The organism is Streptomyces sp. NPDC001544 (genome assembly GCF_042894285.1).
Lineage (GTDB): Bacteria > Actinomycetota > Actinomycetes > Streptomycetales > Streptomycetaceae > Streptomyces.
Genome location: NZ_JBIAVN010000009.1, coordinates 84,060 through 102,130, shown reverse-complemented (window position 1 = coordinate 102,130; position 18,071 = coordinate 84,060). Strand labels below are relative to the sequence as shown.

Below are 18,071 nucleotides of genomic sequence, written 5' to 3'. Positions count from 1 at the left end.
AGATGCGCAATGAGGGACTGGGGTCGTGGCCCGCCCGCCGGGCCCGCAAGACCCCGCACCGCACCGCCCTGGTGCACGGTGACCGGTCCACCGACTACCGCACACTGTATGCACGCACCACGCGCCTGGCCCACGCCCTGCGCGCCCGGGGCGTCCGCCGCGGTGACCGCATCGCCTACCTCGGCCCCAACCACCCCGCCTACCTGGAGACACTGTTCGCCGCGGGCACCCTGGGCGCGGTCTTCCTCCCCCTCAACACCCGCCTGGCCGGCCCCGAGATCGCCTACCAGCTCGCCGACTCCGGCGCCAAGGCCCTCGTCTACGGGCCCTCCCACGCCGGACTCGTCGCGGGACTGCCCGGGGACACCGACGTACGGACGTACCTGGAGGTGGGCGCCGAGTACGAGGAGGCGGTGGCCGCCGCCCCCCAGGAGCCCATCGACGAGCCGGTCACCGCCGACGACACCTGCCTCATCATGTACACCTCGGGGACGACCGGCCGGCCCAAGGGCGCGATGCTCACCCACGGCAACATCACCTGGAACGCCGTCAACGTCCTCGTCGACCACGATCTGATCGCGGACGAACGCGCCCTGGTCTCCGCCCCGCTGTTCCACACGGCCGGCCTCAACATGCTCACCCTGCCGGTGCTGCTCAAGGGCGGCACCTGCGTCCTGGTCGAGTCCTTCGACGCCGAGGCGACCTTCGACCTGGTCCAACGGCACCGCATCACCTTCATGTTCGGGGTGCCGACCATGTTCGACCAGCTGGCCCGGCACCCTCGCTGGGCGAACGCGGACCTGTCCTCCCTCAGGATCCTCACCTGCGGCGGCTCGCCCGTCCCCTCCCCGCTGATCGACGCCTACCAGCAGCGCGGCCTGACCTTCCTGCAGGGCTACGGCATGACCGAGGCCTCGCCCGGCACCCTCTTCCTGGACGCCGAACACGCCGTGAGCAAGGCGGGCTCGGCGGGCGTGCCGCACTTCTTCAGCGATGTGCGGGTGGTCGGGCCGGACCTCGCCCCGGTGAGCGTCGGCGAGACCGGTGAGGTCGTGGTGCGCGGACCGCACGTCATGCCCGGCTACTGGGGGCTTCCCGAGGAGACCGCCGCCTCCTTCGCGGACGGCTGGTTCCGCAGCGGGGACGCGGCACGGGTCGACGAGGACGGCTACGTGTACATCGTCGACCGTATGAAGGACATGATCATCTCCGGTGGGGAGAACGTCTACCCCGCCGAGATCGAGGACCGGCTGCTGGCCCACCCCGACATCGTGGAGTGCGCGGTCATCGGAGTGGCGGACGACAAGTGGGGCGAGGTGCCCCGCGCGGTCGTCGTGCCCCGGGAGGGCGTCGCCCTCGACCCCGACGAGGTCCTCGCCTCCCTGGCCGGCCGTCTCGCCAAGTACAAGATCCCCAAGTCCGTGGTGGTCGCGGAGGGACTCCCGCGCACCGCCTCCGGAAAGCTCCTCAAGGCCCGGGTGCGTCAGCGCTACGGCAACCAACTCCCGTAAGGAACACGGTATTCATGAGCGTCACCGTCAACGGCCTGGACGAACTGAAGAAGCTGGCCGGCAGCGACCTCGGCACCAGCGAGTGGATCGAGGTCACCCAGGAGCGCATCGACACCTTCGCCGACGCCACCGGCGACCACCAGTGGATCCACGTCGACCCCCAGCGGGCCGCCGAGGGGCCGTTCGGGGCGCCCATCGCCCACGGCTACCTGACGCTGTCCCTGTTCATCCCGCTGTTCACCGAGCTGTTGGACGTCCAGGGCGTCACTACCAAGGTCAACTACGGGCTGAACAAGGTCCGTTTCCCCGCACCCGTCAAGGTCGGCTCCCGGATCCGCCTGGTGGCGAGGCTGGCGGAGGTCGAGGAGGTGCCCGGCGGGGTGCAGATCGCCGTGGACGGCACGATAGAGATCGACGGCGGCGGGAAACCCGCCGCCGTCCTGCAGAGCCTGTCGCGCTTCTACGCCTGACGTCTCAGGGGTCTCGGACGCCTCAGATGCCCCGGATGTCTCAGGCGCCCACCACGTCGACGAAGACCGGGTTCGAGTAGAACCAGGTGTCGGCCCACGGGTCGCCGTTCCCGAGCTCGTGGGGGACCGGACCGTGCGGGTCGACGGCCGCGCCCAGGTAGCCGGTCCCGTGCCGGTTGCCGTCGCTGCCGCGCAGCCGCACGTAGAAGGACTCCTCGCCGACGGCCAGCGGGAAGCACAGGGTGTACGTTCCCTTGCGGCCGGACACGTCCTTGGCGTGCACGACCTTCGTGTCCGGCGCCTTCCAGGTGTCGCGGTCGGCTGCCGGGCCGCGCACGGCACCCCGGATCACGTCCACATGGGCCAACTCCGGAAGGATTCCCCGTGGGTTGGCCCGGGAGGCGGTCGTCACCGTCACGTACAGGGTGATCTTCTCGCCCTTGCGGACCCGCAGCCGCCCGCCGAGGGCGACACCCCGTCCGGCGTCGCAGTCACGCTTCACCCGCACGTCGAGCCCGTCCAGCAGATGCCCGTGGTCGACCCAGACTCGGCCCGCGCGCAGCCCCGCCATCACGGCGCGGTAGCCGTACCGGGTGACGCCGACGTGGGTGCGGCTGAACTCGCCGGGCCAGAAGTCGCTGCCCGGCTGCGGGGTGTCGGTGTTCACCGGGTCGGGCAGCCTGCCGGTGTTGTCGAAGTTCCGGCCGGCCGGCCAGTCACCGTTCTTCCAGGTGTCGAAGACGGTCCGGTGGTTGTCGGAGTTGGTGGTGACCGAGAACAGCCGGCCCTCGGCCAGCATCGAGTCCCACAGCCCGCCGACGGTCGCGGTCGCCCAGTCGAAGCCGCCGTAGGTGAGGTAGGCGCCCGTCGGGTAGCCCGGCCACGACTGCGCGGACGGACTGTTCTGGTATTCGCCGCGGATCGCCGTGGGGCCGCCCCAGCCGGGGATGGCCGCGCCCTGGGCGCCGGGTGCGCCCTCCATGCCGATCATGATCTCGGGGGCGGCGTCCCGCCAGTTGCGCATCTCGTGCGGTGAGTCGATCCCGAGGCGCAGCGGGTGGTTGGCGAGGACCAGGACGTCATCGACGTACCCGGTGCGGCGTTGCTCCGCCAGCCACTGGATGGCCTTGACCGCGTGGGCCTCGTTGCGGGCGGTGTCGGTGGCTCCGGCGGAGCCCTCGGTGTAGCCGAGCAGCTTGCCGTCGTAGGCGAGCTCGAACCGCGTGAGCAGGTCCACCTCGTGCGGGCCGGGCGCGGCGAACACGGTGCAGTGCTCGGCGGCCGGGATGTACCACTCCAGGCCCTGGAAGATCAGCTGGCGCGGGTTCTCGGCGCGGGCCTTGAGGATCTCCTTGTGCTCCATCTCGGCGCCGTACTGGGCGTGTCCGAAGTTGGAGTGCTCGTTGAACACCATCCAGTCCAGGCCGTACTTGGCGGCAGCCCTGGCCTGCTGGGAGAAGGTGTACTTCGCGTCGTGGCTGTAGACGGAGTGCACGTGGTGGTCGCCGACGACGAAGGCGAGTCGCGGATCGTCGCCGCCGAGACCGCGCTGTGCGGAGGCGAGCGCGGGGGTCGCCGCCGGACCGAGGGCGAAGGCGGCGCCGAACAGGCCCGCCCGCCTCAGGAGTTGGCGACGGGACACACCCTGGGGGTCGAGGGAGGCGGGGGAGACGGCAGGGTCGGCCCAGTCGGGCAGCTGCTGCTCGGTCATGATCGTGAGGAGTCCTCTTCGAGGGCGTCAGTGGGTCATGAAGGAGGTGACGGGCAGCGCCCGCGCGACGATCCGGACGTCACCGAGGCGACCGTGCAGGATCTGGTCGATCTTCCCGGCGTACTCGTAGCCGCCGAGCAGCCAGGGCAGTCCCACGGAGGTGATGCCGACCGCGGAGGCCTTCGGGTTGCGGACGACCGGGCAGCCCTCGACGTACAGAGTGGTGTGGGTGCCGTCGTTGACGACCGCGAGGTGCCACCAGGTCTCCAGCGGGGTCTCCTGTCCCCAGTTGGTGGCGATGCCCTGCTGGTTGAGCGGGCGCATCGCCCACTGCGGCTCACGGTCGTTGGACAGCGACAGCGTGGCGAGGGGCTCGTCGGGGTCGTCGGCGGTCTTGCCGGCGGCGCCTCCCGTGCCGGTGCGGCTGACGATGCCGGACCAGGCGTTGTGGCCGGGGTCCCAGTCGGCGGGCAGCCGGTAGAACGCCTCGATGGTGTAACCGTCCGCGAAGGTGGCCTTGTTGAGCGGCGCGCCGTCGACGGTCCTCAGGTACGCGCCCTTCAGCGGGGACTTGTAGCCCTGGAACTCCAGGCTCCCGTGGCCGGGCTGGTCGGGGTGGTGGTCGGCGGACCAGTTCAGTGCGCCACTCGCCACGGTGACGAGGGTGAGGTCGTTGCCGCGCCCGGACAGGTCGCGGACGGTGCCGCCGACCGCCGTCCCGTCGTCGTGTCCGTCGAAGCGCCAGTAGGCGACCGTGCCGGGGATCAGCATCCGGGACGCGGGGCGGGCCGGGCGGGCCGGGACCGGCGCGAACCCGGCGAAACGTTTCTCGAAGTCGATCTCCACCGAGAAGCGGTCGGCGTCGCCGCTCAGCTCCATCTCCTGCCGCTCCAGCTCGTTGAGGCCCTTGGCGGCCCGGCCCAGGATCCACGGCGAGACCGTCTCCACGTCGATGACGTTCCGGTCCAGGTCGAAGTGGTAGAGGCGGATCATCGCCGCGCCGCCGAAGTAGCGGTTCTGGTAGTTCGTCAGGTGCAGGTGGACGTCGTTGCCCGCGGCGTTCTTGCGGGTCGCCCTGCCCGCGGGCCAGTAGTGGCCGTTCAGGGTGAGGAAGATCTGGTCGTGGTCCTCGACCAGCTGGTCCCACAGCTGCTGCCCGTAGGCCGACAGGGAGTCGTCCTCGACGACCAGTTCGTGCGTGGTGAGGACGACGGGCGTCTTCGGGTGCCGCGCGAGGACGTCCTTCGCCCAGGCGTACCCCTTCGCCGACAGCCGCCAGTCCAGCGCGAGCACCATCCACTCGCGCCCGGCGGCCCTGAACAGGTGGTAGGTGTTGTAGCCGTCCGGAGAGGCGCCCCCGAACGTCGGCTTGCCCTTGAAGCGCTGCGGCCCGAAGGCGTCCAGGTACGGTGTCGAGCCGCGCTGGTCGTCCGTCGACGAGTTCACGTCGTGGTTGCCGGCCAGGACGCTGTAGCCGACGCCCCGCCGGTCGAGGATCCCGAAGGCCGCGCCGATCGCGGCGAACTCGTCCTTCGCACCGTTCTGGGTGAGGTCACCGAGGTGGGACAGGAACACGATGTTGTCGTCCCTGCCGTGTTCGAGGAGATAGCGCAAGGACGCCTCCACCGGCGCCTTGTCGATGCTGGGGCCGTCGAAGAGGTACTGGGTGTCCGGCATCACGGCGAGGGTGAAGCGCTGGCTGTCGGGGTCCGGACGCCGACCGGCCGCCGGCGCCGTGGCCGCCTCGGCTTCGGCGGCCGGCAGCGCGACCCCTGCCGTGGCGGCGGCGCCGAGCAGCGCGGTGGCCCTGAGGAAACTGCGTCTGCCGGCGCCGGCCTGCGCGGCCTCGCCCTGGGGGTGGTCATGCGTCTTGCACATGTGTGCTCCGTGAGGATGGTGAAGCCGGGGAACTCAGAGAACGCGCAGCGTCCAGCTCCAGTGGTGGACACCCGCGGGAATCAGGTAGGAGGGCGCGGTGTCGGGCCCGCAGGACGCCGTGCCCAGGCCGCGGTGCGCCGCGTCGATGTGCACCACGCACCCGGGGCGCGGCACCAGTTCGTCGTGGTGGGCGGCGGCGGCCAGATCCTCGGCGCGGTAGCGGGTGACGGACACCTGGCGCGGCTCGTCCAGCTCGACCGCGAGTCCGGTGGCGTCGGGCGCCGACAGTGTGAAGCGCCGTACTCCGTGCCGGCCGCCGCTCTCCTGCGGCCGCAGGTACGGGGTGAACAACTCGTCGACGGGGGCTGAGTGGTGGGCGACGGGCGCACCGGTGCTGCGGTCCGGGTAGGACTCCCAGGGGCCCTGCCCGAACCACTCCAGCAGGTCCAGGCCGGCCACCGTCTCGAAGACCGACCCCACCCGGGCCACGTCGTCGAAGCCGTCCGGCAGTTCGGCCCACTCCGCCACCAGGATGCCGCCCTCGACGGGCGTGAACTCCTGCCGGTGCCGGATGACGCCGACGGTGCCGGCGTACTCGGCGAGCACGCTCACCCGGCCGTCCGCCCGGTCCACGGAGACCAGCTTGCGGACCAGGGCGTCGAGCCCCCACGTCCGCCAGCGCCGCGCCATGCCGCCCAGTTCGTCGTTGTCGGTCGGGGCCCGCCACAGGGACAGGGCGGGCGCCGCGGTCAGCAGCGGATGGATCAGAAGGCCTTCGGCGTCGACCTCGACGCGTCGCCGTGAGGCGGCCGGGGCAGGCAGCTCGGGGGTCGGCGGAGGCTCAGCCGCACGCAGCCGCACCTGCGGTGCGCACACCTGCGTACCACGCGGCGCCCACGCCTCGTCCCGGGCCGTCGTCACCCGCAGCGTCAGCCACGCCTCGCCGCCGTCCTCCGGCAGTTCCAGGGGCAGCGGCACCGCCGCCGTCTCGCCCGGCCGCAGATCGGGCAGTTCGGCCGGCGCGGTCAGGGTCCGGCCGTCGGCCAGGGAAAGCTCCCACTCGGCGGCCAGCCAGTCCAGGCCGCGGAAGTGCTGATGGTTGGCGAGCACCAGCCCCTCGTGCCGGAAGCACCGGATACGGACCGGGGCCGCGATCTCCCTGTGCTCGTGCAGGGCTGGCTTCGGGGTGCGGTCCGGGAAGACGACCCCGTCCGCGACGAACGCGCCGTCGTGGATGCTCTCGCCGAAGTCACCGCCGTACGCCCAGCGGTGGCCGGGCGCGGCGACACCGTTCGCATACAGCCCGGCGCCCGCGCGCCCGGCCGGTCTTCCATCGCTCACGCGCTGCAGGATTCCGTGGTCCCAGAACTCCCAGATGAAGCCGCCCTGAAGACCCGGGGTGGACTCGATGGCCGCCCAGTGGTCGGCGAGGGTGCCGTTGCTGTTGCCCATGGCGTGCGAGTACTCGCACTGGATCAGCGGTTTCGTCTGCTCGCCGGACAACGCATGCGCAACACAGTCCTCGATCGGCGCATACATCGGACAGGCGATGTCGGAGGCCACGTCCGGGTCCGCCCAGCCGCGCTTGGCGGCGCCCTCGTACTGCAGGGGCCGAGTGGGGTCGTGCCGCCGCACCCAGCCGGCCGCCGCGTCGTGGTTCGCTCCGTAGTCGGACTCGTTGCCCAGCGACCAGATGATCACCGACGGGTGGTTCTTGTCCCGGAGCACCATCCGCGAGACGCGGTCGACGAAGGCGTTCAGGTAGCGCGGGTCGTCGGCGATCTCATGGGCGTGGTCGTGCGACTCGATGTCCGCCTCGTCGACGACGTAGAAGCCCAGTTCGTCGGCGAGGTTGTACAGGGAGGGATCGTTGGGGTAGTGGGAGGTGCGGATCGCGTTGAAGCCGAAACGCTTCAGCAGGGCGAGGTCCGCGCGCATGTCGTCGTACGACACCGTGCGGCCGGTCAGCGGATGGAAGTCGTGCCGGTTGACTCCCCGGATGAACACCCGCTCGCCGTTGACCAGCAGGTCCCGGCCGACGACGGCCACGTCGCGGAAACCGATCCGGTGGCGGTAGGTGTCGGCGACCGTGCCGTCCGCGTGGTGCAGCCGGACGGTCAGGCCGTACAGCTCCGGCAGCTCGGCGTTCCAGGTGCGTACCTCGGGCACGGTGGCCCGCAGCCGCGCCTCGCCGAGGAAGTCGGAGACCCGCTCGTCCGCGGCGTTGACCCGGTCGAACCCGGCGTCCTGGGCGATGGGCTGTTCGTCGAGGTCCCCGCTGACGTACCACCCCTCGGGCAGCGCCCCGCCCCCCGCGTCCCGCACCTGGCAGTCCACGGTGAGCTCACCGTCCTGCCGTGCCCGCACGGTGACGTCGGCCAAGTGCAGCGGGTCCGTCGCGTACAGCAGCACCGACCGGGTGATCCCGCCGTGCCACCAGTGGTCCTGGTCCTCGATGTGCGAGGCGTCCGACCACTTCACCACCGTCAGCCGCAGCACCGCCGTCGAGCCGGGACGTACCAGGGCGGTCAGGTCGAAGTCGGCCGCCAGGTGGGAGTCCTTGGAGATGCCGACGGGCTGTCCGTCCACATGCACGAGCAGCACGCTCTCGGCGGCGCCGACCTGCAGGACCACCCGGCGCCCGGCCCACTCGGCGGGGACGTCGATCTCACGTTCGTAGACGCCCGTCGGGTTGGCGGCGGGCGACAGCGGAGGGTATTCGGTATACGGCATACGGACGTTGGTGTACTGCGGCAGGTCGTCCGTGTCCTGCAGGGTCCAGGCGCCGGGAACGTGTACCGACGACCAGGCACCGGCGAGCGGCGCGTCCGGTGCGGGCAGCAGCTGGAAGCGCCACTCCCCGTCCAGGGACACCGCACCCGGACGCCGGTCCACGGCGTGCATCGGCAGCCGTCCCCAGGAGGTCACCTCGGGGGCCGCCCAGGGCCGCAGGGCGAGCAGTGGATCCGTCATTTGATCGCTCCCTTGGCGAGGTCCCCGATCATCTGCCGGGCGCCGATCGCGAACACGATCAGCAGAGGGATCAGCGCGAGCAGCGCGCCGGACATGACCATTCCGTAGTCGGTGGTGCCGTGCACGCCGTTGAGCTGGGACAAGGCCACCTGGAGCGTCACGTTGTCCGGGTTGGTGAGTGCGATGAGGGGCCAGGCGTAGTCGTTCCACTGGCCCATGAAGGTGAAGATGCCGAGGAAGGCGAGACCCGGACGGACGACGGGGAGCGCGACGTGCCAGTACTGCCGCATGAAGTTCGCCCCGTCGAGCTTCGAGGCGTCGAGCAGCTCGTCGTGGATGGCGCTCTTCATGTACTGGCGCATCCAGAAGATGCCGAACGCGTTGGCCGCCGCGGGCACGATCAGCGCGGTCATCGAGCCGATCCAGCCGAGCTTCGCCATGATCACGAACTGCGGGATGACCTGGAGCTGCGTCGGCACCATGAAGATCGCCATCAGCAGCGCGAACAGCACGTTGCGGCCCGGGAACTCGAACTTGGCGAAGACGAACGCGGCCAGGGAGTCGAAGAACAGGACCAGGAAGGTCACCGAGCCCGCCACCAGCAGCGAGTTGAACATCGAGCCCAGGAAGTCGATGCTGTCGAAGAGATGGCGGACGTTCTCCAGGAAGTGCGAGCCCGGCAGCAGCTTCGGCGGATAGGAGAAGATCTCCGACGACGTGTGCGTCGACATGATCACGGCCCAGTAGAACGGGAAGGCCGACAGCAGTACGCCGACGACCAGCACCGTGTGCAGTGCGACGCCCCGGCTCCGGGTCCCCTTGACCGGCCTTGGGCGACGCGTGCCTTGGATGGATGCCATGGTGACGGCCTCCCTAGTCTTCGCCCCGGCGCTGCACCAGGCGCCAGTTGATGATCGAGAAGATGATGACGACGAGGAAGATGCCCCAGGCCACGGCCGCGCCGTAGCCGAAGTCGTTGTTGTCGAAGGTCTGCTGGAAGAAGTAGAGGACCATCGTCCGGCCCGCGTGCCCCGGACCGCCCGCGAACGTCGAGTCGTTCGAGGTGTTCTGCAGCAGGACCTGCGGTTCGGAGAAACTCTGCAGACCGGTCACGGTCGAGACGACCAGCACGAACAGCAGCGTCGGCCGCAGCAGCGGCAGCGTCACCCGGAGGAACGTCTGCACGGGCCCCGCTCCGTCGATGCGCGCCGCCTCGTACAGGTCACCGGGGATCGTCTGCAGACCGGCCAGGAAGATGATCGCGTTGTAGCCGGTCCACTGCCAGGTCATCAGGGTCGCGATGGCGACCTTGATGCCCCACGGTGTGTTCAGCCAGGCCACCTGGTCCAGGCCGACCGCCTGCAGCAGGGCGTTGACCAGGCCGAAGTTGGTGGAGAAGACCGAGCCGAAGATGATGGCGATCGCGACCACCGAGGTGACGTTCGGCAGGAAGTAGGCGATGCGGTAGGCGTTCTTGAAACGGACGGCCGAGTTCAGCATGACGGCCGTCACCACCGCCAGGGCGATCATGGGGAAGGTGGACAGCGCCCAGATGACGATCGTGGTCCCGATCGACTGCCAGAAGTCGCCGTCGCCCAGCAGGTACTGGTACTGCGCCAGGCCCGCCCACTCCATCGAGCCGAGGCCGTCCCAGCGGTGGAAGGACAGATAGAGCGAGAAGCCCACGGGTATCAGCCCGAAGGCGAGAAAGAGCAGGTAGAAGGGCGAGATCGCGGCGTAGAGATGCCAGTACTCGCGCAGGCCGCCGCGGGGGCGCGGGGGAGCCGTCTGCGCCGTCACCACCGGAGGTTCCTGCAGCGCGGGAAGGGCTGCCATCAGTAGCTCACCCCCAGGTGCTGAGCGATGCGCCGGCACTTGCTCATGGCGTCCTTCCAGGCCTTTCGGGGATCCTTGCCGAGGACGCCCACGTTCTTGATCTCGTCCTTGACGGGCTGCCCGAGCGCGATGTCGTACGGGCTGTTGTAGGCGATGGCGATCTTCTGCGCGGCGGGTCCGAAGACGTCCGTCGTGATCTGGCCGCCGAAGAAGGGGTCCGGCTCGCGCAGCTGCTTCAGGCCGTACGAGGCGGGGGTGGAGGGGAACAGGCCCGCGTCGACGTAACCCTGCGCCTGGTTGGCCGCGTTGAGCATCCAGGCGATGATCTCGAAGGCCCGCTCGGGCTCCCGGCACGCCTTGGTGATCGACAGGAACGAGCCGCCGTTGTTCGCGGGCCGCACGGGCATGTCGGCGACCCGCCACTTGCCCTTGGTCTTCGGCACGCCGTTCTTGAGGTCGTAGGTCGCCCAGGAGGCGCCCAGTTGGCTGGGCAGTTTGCCGTCCTCGACGGCCGAGAGCTGGTCCGGGGTCCCGGTCACCAGGTTCGAGACGAGACCCCGCCGCTTGGCCTCCACGGCGAGCGCCCAGGCGTGCCGCACGTGTTCCTGGTCGCCGATGAAGTGGCGGTCCTTGTCGACGTACCGCTTGCTGCCCTGGTTCACCGCGTTGTCGAAGACGCTGCCCACGTCGGTGAGCAGGGAGGCGCCCGGTATGTGCTTGCGCAGCCGCTCGCCCGCGGCGAAGAACTTCTCCCAGGTGTCCAGCTCCTTCGACACGTCCGCGGGCTCGTACGGCAGCCCCGCCTTGCGGAAGACCTCGTACTGGTAGAGGTGCGCGACGGGGCCGCAGTCGATCGGAAAGCCGATCATCGAACCGTCGTCGGCGATGCCCTGCTCCCACTTCCAGGGCAGGTACTGGCTCTTGTACTTGTCCGCCCCGAGGGTGCGGAGGTCCACGAACTGGTCGGCGTTGGGCAGGTAGGACGCCATGTCCTCGCCCTTGAGGCCCGCGACGTCGGGGACGTGGGCCCGGCCGGCCATGGTGGTGATCAGCTTGGAACGGTAGTAACCGCCGATCTTGATGGCCTGCAGGTCCACCGTGTTGCCGTAGCGGGCCTTGGCTCTCTTGACGACCGTGTCGCCGAGGCCGCCGTCCCAGTACCACAGGACCATGTTCCGGCCCGTCGAACCAGTGGGAACGGCACAGCCGGACGCCAGGCCGCCGAGCGCGGTGGCGGCCGTACCGGCCAGGCCCGCGCGCAGCAGGCCCCTTCGTGAGAGCCGCAAAGCTCCCACCGCCTTTCGGAATCGTTTCGCGACTTCGCAGATGTACGGGGGTCAGTGCGGGCGTGCGGGAGGGGTGACGGGGGCGTGTGCGACGGGAGGGCCGGGGTCGGCCGGCAGCCGGTCCGCGAGGAAGCCGTACGCCCGCCGCAGTCCGGGGTCGGCCAGCGAGCGCCACCACCGGCCGACGCCGTACCAGCCGGGGGCCGCCAGCGCGCCGCCGTGGTGCCGCACGGACAGCCCGGCGGCCAGGACGGCGAACCGCAGTCGTTCCTCGAGCGGCCAGCCGCCGAGCGAGGCGGCGACGAAGCTCGCGCCGAACACGTCGCCGGCGCCCGTCGCGTCGAGCACGTCGACGCCGAGGGCCGGGACCTCCGCGAACTCGCCGGTGGTCTGGTCGACGGCCACCGCCCCGTCGCCGCCCCGCGTGACCACGGCCACCGGCACCAGTTCGGAGAGCGCGCCGAGCGCGGCGACCGCGCTGTCGGTGCGGGTGTACGCCATCGCCTCGGCCTCGTTGGGAAGGAAGGCGTGGCACAGGGCGAGCTGGTCCAGGAGGTCGGCGGACCACTGCTGGGTGGGGTCCCAGCCGACGTCGGCGTAGATCTTGGTGCCGTTCGCGGCGGCCTTGGCGAGCCACTCGTGCGGTTCGGCCTCGATGTGCACCAGGGCCGTGCGCGCCTCGGGCGGGTCGCCCACCAGAGCGTCCTGCGAGTACGGGGGCTCCTGGCCGTGGGTGACCAGGGCCCTGTCGTGGCCGTAGGCGAGGGCCACGGTCACGGGGGTGGGCCAGCCGGCCGCCGTACGGGACAGGGTCAGGTCGACGCCTTCCTGGCCGGCGAGGACCTCGTGGCAGTGGACGCCGTAGAAGTCGTCCCCGAAGACGGTGGCCAGCGAGGTACGCAGCCCGAACCGGGACGCGGCCACCGCCAGGTTGGCTATGCCGCCGGGACCGCAGCCCATCCCCGCGGTCCAGATCTCCTCGCCGGGCGTCGGTGGTCCGCCCAGGCCGGTGAGGACAAGGTCGTAGAAGAGCAGCCCGGTCAGCAGCACATCGGGCCGGTCGTCGCCCACGGCACCGTCCTCTCGTCAGAGCTCTGCAAATTCAATGCCCGGAATCGTGCGCTGCTCCGCGAGTTTGGTCAATACCCGAGCAGAATCGAGCATAGAAATGATTGAAGATGACGAGTACTGTTCATGGCGTGCTGGCAGAACGACGACACCAACTCATCCTGCGGGCCCTGCGCTCCGGCGGGCCCGCGGCCGTGACCGATCTCTCCGAGCAGCTCGGTGTGAGCCCGGCCACGGTCAGGCGCGACCTGGTCAAACTCGAGGAGGACGGCCTGCTCACGCGCGTCCACGGCGGCGCCGTCGTCGAGGACGGCGACCAGCCCTTCGCCGAGGTCGCCGAGGTGCGGGTGCAGGAGAAGGACGCGATAGCGGAGTACGCCGCGGCGATGGTGCGGGACGGTCAGTCGGTGCTGCTCGACATCGGCACCACCGCCTACCGCCTGGCCCGCCAGTTGCACGGGCGCCGCCTGACGGTGATCACCAGCAACCTGGTGGTCTACGAGGAACTCGCCGACGACGAGGGCATCGAACTGGTGCTGCTCGGAGGCATGGTGCGCCGCGAGTACCGCTCCCTGGTCGGCTTCCTCACCGAGGACAACCTGCGCCAGCTGCACGCCGACTGGCTCTTCCTCGGCACCAGCGGAGTGCGCCCGGGCGGTCAGGTGATGGACACGACGGTCGTCGAGGTGCCGGTGAAGCGGGCCATGATCAAGGCCGGTGACAAGGTCGTCCTGCTCGCGGACTCCGCCAAGTTCCCGGGTACGGGAATGGCGAAGGTCTGCGGTCCCGAGGACCTGGATGTGCTGGTGACGAACGCGCCGGTCGACCCGGCGACCCGCTCCTCGCTGGAGGAGTCGGACGTCGAGGTGGTCGTGGCAGGAAAGGTGCAAGGGTGAGGCTGACGATTCTGGGCGGCGGCGGGTTCCGGGTGCCGCTCGTGTACGGTGCGCTGCTGTCGGACCGCGCCGAGGGCCGGGTCACGCAGGTGGTGCTGCACGACCTGGACGCCGGGCGGCTGTCGGCCGTGACCCGGGTGCTGGCCGAGCAGGCGGCGGAGGTGCCCGACGCGCCCCGGGTGACGGCGACGACCGACCTCGACGAGGCCCTGCGCGGCGCCGACTTCGTGTTCTCCGCGATCCGGGTCGGAGGCCTGGAGGGACGGGCGAACGACGAGCGGGTGGCGCTCGCGGAGGGGGTGCTCGGGCAGGAGACGGTCGGCGCGGGCGGGATTGCATATGGTCTGCGAACAGTGCCTACAGTCGTCGACATCGCGCGGCGCGTCGCCCGTCTCGCCCCGGACGCCTGGGTCATCAACTTCACCAACCCGGCCGGCCTGGTCACCGAGGCCATGTCCCGCCACCTCGGTGACCGCGTGATCGGCATCTGCGACTCCCCGGTCGGCCTCGGCCGCCGCATCGCCCGGGTGCTCGGCGCGGACCCGAAGGAGGCGTGGATCGACTACGTCGGCCTCAATCACCTCGGCTGGGTCCGGGGTCTGCGCGTCGCCGGCCGCGACGAACTCCCCCGTCTGCTCGCCGACCCCGACCTGCTCGGCTCGTTCGAGGAGGGCAAGCTCTTCGGCGTCGACTGGCTGCAGTCGCTCGGCGCCGTCCCCAACGAGTACCTGCACTACTACTACTTCAACCGCGAGGCCGTACGCGCCTACCAGGCCGCCGCTCGGACCCGCGGCGCCTTCCTGCGCGACCAGCAGGCCCGCTTCTACGAGGAGATGGCGAACCCGGACGCCGCGGCCCTGAAGACGTGGGACAGCACCCGCGCCGAACGGGAGGCGACCTACATGGCCGAGAACCGGGAGACCGCGGGCGCCGGCGAGCGTGACGCCGACGACCTCTCCGGCGGCTACGAGAAGGTGGCGCTCGCCCTGATGCGGGCCATCGCCCGCGACGAGCGGACCACCCTGATCCTCAACGTCCGCAACCGCGGCACCCTGTCCGTGCTGGACTCCGAGGCCGTCATCGAGGTCCCGTGCCTGGTGGACGCCAACGGCGCGCACCCGGTCGCCGTCGACCCGCTGCCCGGCCACGCCACCGGCCTGGTCTGCGCGGTGAAGGCCGTCGAGCGCGAGGTGCTCACCGCCGCCGAGTCCGGCTCCCGTGCGACAGCCGAGAAGGCCTTCGCGCTGCACCCGCTGGTGGACTCCGTGAACGTGGCCCGCAGGCTCGTCAAGGGCTACACGGAGGTCCACCCGGGCCTGGCGTACCTTAGGTAGACCCTCGCCGGAAAGCGCTTTCCATCCGCTTGCTCCCCTCCCTGGAGACCCTCATGCACGACGAACGCCGCAGGATCGAGGAGCGCGTGACACGCCTCCACGACCAGCGCATCAAGCCCGCGATCTACGCGGCCACCGTCCCCCTCGCCGTCGAGGCCTGGCAGGCACCGGGGGAGCCGGTCCCGTTCCAGGAGGCCGCGGCCGCTTCGTACGAGTCCTTCGAGATGGGCACCCCGTGGGGTCCGCCCTGGGGGACCACCTGGTTCCGGATGCGCGGGCAGGTTCCCGCCGAGTGGGCCGGCCGGCATGTCGAGGCGGTCATCGACCTGGGCTTCGTGGGCGACTGGCCGGGCAACCAGGCCGAGGCCCTGGTCCACCTCACCGACGGGACGCCGCTGAAGGCGGTCAACCCGCTCAACCAGTACGTGGCGATCGCCAACCCGGCGGCGGGCGGGGAGAGCGTCGACTACCTGGTCGAGGCGGCCTCCAACCCCGACATCCTGGCGAACGACTTCGCGGCGCCGACACCGCTGGGCGATGTACTGACGGCAGGCGACCGTCCACTGTATACATTCCGCCGTGCCGACATCGCCGTGCTGGACGAGGAGGTCTGGCACCTCGACCTCGACATCCAGGTGCTGCGCGAGCTGATGCTGGAGCTGGGAGAGCACGACCCGCGCCGGCACGAGATCATGCACGCGCTGGACCGCTCCCTCGACCTGCTGGACCTGGACGACATCGCCGGCTCGGCGGCGGATGTGCGCGCGGTGCTCCGGCCGGTGCTCGCCAAGCCCGCCCACGCCAGCGCACACGTGATCTCCGGCGTCGGGCACGCGCACATCGACTCCGCGTGGCTGTGGCCGATCCGCGAGACCAAGCGAAAGACCTCCCGGACCTTCTCCAACGTCACCTCCCTCGCCGACGAGTACGAGGAGTTCGTCTTCGCCTGCTCGCAGGCCCAGCAGTACGAGTGGGTGCGCGACAACTACCCGCACGTGTGGGCCCGCATCCAGGAGTCCGTGAAGAAGGGCCAGTGGGCGCCGGTCGGCGGCATGTGGGTGGAGGCCGACGGCAACCTGCCCGGCGGCGAGGCCCTCGCCCGCCAGCTCGTCCACGGCAAGCGGTTCTTCATCGAGCACTTCGGCGTCGAGACCAAGGGCGTCTGGCTGCCGGACTCCTTCGGCTACACCGCCGCCTACCCCCAGCTCGCCCGGCTCGCCGGCAACGAGTGGTTCCTGACCCAGAAGATCTCCTGGAACCAGACCAACAAGTTCCCCCACCACACCTTCTGGTGGGAGGGCATCGACGGCACCCGCATCTTCACCCACTTCCCGCCGATCGACACCTACAACGCCCGCTTCAGCGGCGAGGAGATGTCCCGCGCGGTCCGCAACTACAGCGAGAAGGGCGGCGCCACCCGGTCCCTGGCCCCCTTCGGCTGGGGCGACGGCGGTGGCGGCCCGACCCGCGAGATCATGGAGCGGGCGCGACGGCTGAAGAACCTGGAGGGCTCCCCGAGGGTCGAGGTCGAGCACCCCGACGCGTTCTTCGCCAAGGCCCGCGAGGAGTACCCGGACGCCCCGGTGTGGGTCGGCGAGCTGTACCTGGAGCTGCACCGGGCCACGTACACCTCGCAGGCCCGGACCAAGCAGGGCAACCGGCGCAGTGAACACCGGCTGCGCGAGGCGGAGTTGTGGGCGACCACGGCCGCACTGCACGCCCCGGGCTACACCTACCCGTACGAGAGCCTGGACCGGCTGTGGAAGACGGTGCTGCTGCACCAGTTCCACGACATCCTGCCGGGGTCGTCCATCGCCTGGGTGCACCGCGAGGCGGAGGCCGAGTACGCGCGGGTCGCCGAGGAACTGGAGGAGCTGACGGCGCAGGCCGTCACCGCGCTGGGCGGCGGCGGGGCCCGTGTGTTCAACACCGGTCCGTTCGCCCGTGGCGAGGTCGTCCGTACGGCCGCCGGCGCACCGGCGTACGTCGAGGTGCCGGCGGGCGGCAGCGCCCCCCTCACGGCCGTCGAGCCGCCGCAGCCGGTGACGGTGAGCGGCCGGATCCTCGACAACGGGCTGATCCGCGTGGAGGTGGCGGAAGACGGCACACTGTCGTCCGTGTACGACCTGCGTGCGCAGCGCGAGGTCCTCGCCGACCGTGGCAACCTCCTGCGCCTGCACACCGACCTCCCCAACTACTGGGACGCCTGGGACATCGACAAGCACTACCAGAACCGCTACACGGACCTGCTGGAGCCGGACTCCGTGACGGTGGTCGAGGAGGACCCGCTGGTCGGCGCCATCCGCGTGGAGCGCGGCTTCGGCAAGGGCTCCAAGATCACCCAGACGATCACCCTGCGCGCGGGCAGCCCCCGCGTCGACTTCGAGACCGACATCGACTGGCACGAGGCCGAGAAGATCCTCAAGGCGGGCTTCCCCGTGGACGTGCGCGCCCCGCACTCCAGCGCGGAGATCCAGTTCGGCCACATCCAGCGGCCCACGCACACCAACACCAGCTGGGAGGCGGCCCGTTTCGAGGTCTCCGGCCACCGTTGGGTGCACATCGGCGAGCCCGGCTACGGCGTCGCGGTCATCAACGACTCGACGTACGGCCACGACGTCTCCCGCACGGTCCGAGAGGACGGCGGTACGACGACCACGGTCCGCCTGAGCCTGGTGCGCGCCCCGCGCATCCCGGACCCGGGGGCCGATCAGGGCCGCCACCGCTTCACCTACTCCCTCCTGCCCGGCGCGAGCATCGCGGACGCGGTCGCCGAGGGCTACGCCCTCAACCTCCCCCTGCGGGTGGCGGAATCGGCGGGCGAGCCGCAGCCCGTCGTCTCGGTGGAGGGCGAGGGCGTCACCGTCGAGGCGGTCAAGCTCGCCGACGACGCCTCCGGTGATGTCGTGGTCCGCCTGTACGAGTCCCTGGGCGGCCGTGCCCGGGGCGTACTGCGCACCGGCTTCCCGCTCGCGGGCGCCCAGGTGACCGACCTGCTGGAGCGACCGCTCGAGGACGCGGAGACCGACGCCGACGGCGCGGTGACCGTGGCCCTGCGGCCCTTCCAGGTCCTGACGCTGCGGCTCAGGCGGGCGGAGGTGGACTGAC

Annotated in this window: 12 protein-coding genes; 5 read left to right on the top strand and 7 right to left on the bottom strand. The window is 70.6% G+C overall.

Annotated elements, in window-relative coordinates; all coding sequences use genetic code 11:
* The first annotated feature begins 2 nt into the window (after nucleotides 1-2).
* Both ACFY0F_RS23075 and ACFY0F_RS23070 read left to right on the top strand, forming a co-directional pair.
* Nucleotides 3-1,511 (top strand): long-chain fatty acid--CoA ligase, encoded by a 1,509-nt coding sequence (locus ACFY0F_RS23075; protein ID WP_388797329.1) that lies wholly within the window; start codon nucleotides 3-5, stop codon nucleotides 1,509-1,511.
* 14 nt (nucleotides 1,512-1,525) lie between these two features.
* Nucleotides 1,526-1,981, top strand: a complete 456-nt coding sequence (locus ACFY0F_RS23070; protein WP_388797327.1) for a MaoC family dehydratase — start codon at nucleotides 1,526-1,528, stop codon at nucleotides 1,979-1,981.
* 40 nt (nucleotides 1,982-2,021) lie between these two features.
* Here ACFY0F_RS23070 and ACFY0F_RS23065 read toward each other — a convergent pair whose 3' ends face one another.
* The 7 genes from ACFY0F_RS23065 to ACFY0F_RS23035 are packed head-to-tail and all read right to left on the bottom strand — an operon-like array spanning nucleotide 2,022 to nucleotide 12,736.
* Complete coding sequence (locus ACFY0F_RS23065) at nucleotides 2,022-3,692, bottom strand: PHP domain-containing protein (protein ID WP_388797324.1); 1,671 nt, start codon at nucleotides 3,690-3,692, stop codon at nucleotides 2,022-2,024.
* A 27-nt stretch (nucleotides 3,693-3,719) separates the two neighbouring features.
* Nucleotides 3,720-5,570 (bottom strand): LamG-like jellyroll fold domain-containing protein, encoded by a 1,851-nt coding sequence (locus ACFY0F_RS23060; RefSeq protein ID WP_388797321.1) that lies wholly within the window; start codon nucleotides 5,568-5,570, stop codon nucleotides 3,720-3,722.
* 33 nt (nucleotides 5,571-5,603) lie between these two features.
* Complete coding sequence (locus ACFY0F_RS23055; RefSeq protein ID WP_388797318.1) at nucleotides 5,604-8,543, bottom strand: glycoside hydrolase family 2 TIM barrel-domain containing protein; 2,940 nt, start codon at nucleotides 8,541-8,543, stop codon at nucleotides 5,604-5,606.
* Entirely contained in the window at nucleotides 8,540-9,403 is an 864-nt protein-coding gene (locus tag ACFY0F_RS23050) for a carbohydrate ABC transporter permease (protein WP_388797315.1), read from the bottom strand. Before ACFY0F_RS23050 ends, ACFY0F_RS23055 begins: the two co-directional genes overlap by 4 nt.
* 13 nt (nucleotides 9,404-9,416) lie before the next feature.
* Nucleotides 9,417-10,379: a carbohydrate ABC transporter permease gene (locus ACFY0F_RS23045; protein ID WP_388797312.1), complete on the bottom strand. Its 963-nt coding sequence runs from the start codon at nucleotides 10,377-10,379 to the stop codon at nucleotides 9,417-9,419.
* Complete coding sequence (locus tag ACFY0F_RS23040; protein ID WP_388797309.1) at nucleotides 10,379-11,665, bottom strand: ABC transporter substrate-binding protein; 1,287 nt, start codon at nucleotides 11,663-11,665, stop codon at nucleotides 10,379-10,381. The genes ACFY0F_RS23045 and ACFY0F_RS23040 overlap by 1 nt, the downstream gene beginning before the upstream one ends.
* A 51-nt stretch (nucleotides 11,666-11,716) precedes the next feature.
* Nucleotides 11,717-12,736, bottom strand: coding sequence for a carbohydrate kinase family protein (locus ACFY0F_RS23035; RefSeq protein WP_388797306.1), 1,020 nt, complete (start codon nucleotides 12,734-12,736; stop codon nucleotides 11,717-11,719).
* A 128-nt stretch (nucleotides 12,737-12,864) separates the two neighbouring features.
* Here ACFY0F_RS23035 and ACFY0F_RS23030 point away from each other — a divergent pair, with 128 nt between their 5' ends.
* From ACFY0F_RS23030 to ACFY0F_RS23020, 3 genes are read left to right on the top strand one after another with little or no spacing between them, the layout of a single operon-like run.
* A complete protein-coding gene (locus ACFY0F_RS23030) occupies nucleotides 12,865-13,629 on the top strand; it encodes a DeoR/GlpR family DNA-binding transcription regulator (RefSeq protein WP_388797303.1) in 765 nt (254 codons plus the stop codon).
* The gene (locus tag ACFY0F_RS23025) at nucleotides 13,626-14,963 is read left to right on the top strand and encodes a 6-phospho-beta-glucosidase (RefSeq protein WP_388797300.1); all 1,338 of its coding nucleotides are present in this window, start codon (nucleotides 13,626-13,628) and stop codon (nucleotides 14,961-14,963) included. Before ACFY0F_RS23030 ends, ACFY0F_RS23025 begins: the two co-directional genes overlap by 4 nt.
* A 53-nt stretch (nucleotides 14,964-15,016) precedes the next feature.
* Nucleotides 15,017-18,070 carry an alpha-mannosidase gene (locus ACFY0F_RS23020; protein ID WP_388797297.1) on the top strand — a complete coding sequence of 1,018 codons (3,054 nt, stop codon included), beginning with the start codon at nucleotides 15,017-15,019 and terminating at the stop codon, nucleotides 18,068-18,070.
* Nucleotide 18,071 lies beyond the last annotated feature (1 nt).